At 65.8% G+C, this 1387-nt stretch carries 2 protein-coding genes; one reads left to right on the forward strand and one right to left on the reverse strand.

The window, feature by feature from the left end:
- On the reverse strand, window positions 1-624 hold a 624-nt coding region (locus JCM19049_RS14325), incomplete at its 3' end, for an MFS transporter (protein ID WP_279403277.1).
- Between the two features lie 199 nt (window positions 625-823).
- On the opposite strand from JCM19049_RS14325, the gene JCM19049_RS14330 reads away from it, so the two are divergent.
- Window positions 824-1363, forward strand: coding sequence for an NUDIX hydrolase family protein (locus JCM19049_RS14330; RefSeq protein ID WP_054821910.1), 540 nt, complete (start codon window positions 824-826; stop codon window positions 1361-1363).
- The last annotated feature ends 24 nt before the right edge of the window (window positions 1364-1387 follow it).

Genomic DNA, 1387 nt, shown 5'->3' on the forward strand with positions numbered 1-1387 from the left:
GGCCAACAGCAGGGAGGGCACCGACAGCGGGGTCTGCGAGCTCTGGGCGGTGGCATCCAGCCGTGGGGTGCCGATCAGCAGGGCCAGCACCGCCACCGGGATGATGACGATGAACATGAACCGCCAGGACAGGTACTGCAGGATCAGCCCGGACAGGGTAGGCCCGACCGCCGGGGCCACCGAGATCACGATGGACACGTTGCCCATCAGCACGCCGCGGCGCTCCGGGGGCACCAGGTCCAGGATGGTGGTCATCAGCAGCGGCATCATGATCGCGGTGCCGGAGGCCTGGATGATGCGGGCCCCCAGCAGCACCGAGAAGCCCGGGGCCAGCGCCGCCAGCGCGGTGCCCAGGGTGAACAGGCCCATGGCCAGCACGAAGGCCCGCCGGGTGCTCAGCTTTTGCAGCAGGAACCCGGTGGTGGGGATGACCACCGCCATGGTGAGCATGAAGATGGTGGTCAGCCACTGGATCTTGTCGGCGGTGACCTGGAATTCACCCATCAACACGGGAAGGGCAACGTTCATGATCGTCTCGTTGAGGATGACCACGAAAGTCGAGACGATCAGCACCGCAATGGTGGTGAAGTTTTTGGCGCTCAGGCGCTCGGTGGCATTGGTCATCTTGGTCCCCGCTCGAGTGGATGGTCGCGTGGTTGAAAGGGCGGGCCCGACATTGCGCCGCAAGTGATTGAAGAATCCCAACAAGTTTACCGCCCTGCGCGGCCGCTGACTACCCCCGGAGGGTACCTTCGCCAGTGAGTTGCGCAACACCGGGTCAGCTTCTGCTCCAATCGCCCGGCTGTGGGAGAAGATGGGAAGTATGAACGTGCGCACACCTGACCCCTATCCGGGATGGCTGAGTGAAGAGGATCTTTACGAGGCCCGCCAACGCCTGCCCATGCTGTACGTGGAGGCGATCCCCGTCCGGCTGGACCCGCTGGGCTACGTCAACGAGGTGGGCCTGATGCTCACCGGGGACGGGGACGGGCGCATGCGCCGCACCTTCGTCTCCGGGCGGGTCATGTACCGCGAGACCATCCGGGCCGCACTGATCCGCCACATTGAGAAGGACCTGGGCACCCTGGTGCTGCCGCAGCTGCCGGCCAGCCCGGTGCCCTTCACGGTCGCCGAATACTTCCCGGCCCCCAGCGAGACCGGGTTGACCGATGACCGCCAGCACGCGGTGGCCATGTGCTACATCGTGCCGGTGCGCGGGGAGTCAACCCCACGCAAGGACGCCCTGGAACTGAGCTGGCTGTCACCCGCCGAGGCACTGAGCAGCCAGATCCAGTCCGAGTTCGTGGGCGGACGGGAAAACATTCTGCGCCAGGCCATGGCCCACGTGGGCATCAACGTCTAACCCGACCGCAATCCACCGCCCGCG

It is taken from the genome of Arthrobacter sp. JCM 19049, assembly GCF_001310435.1.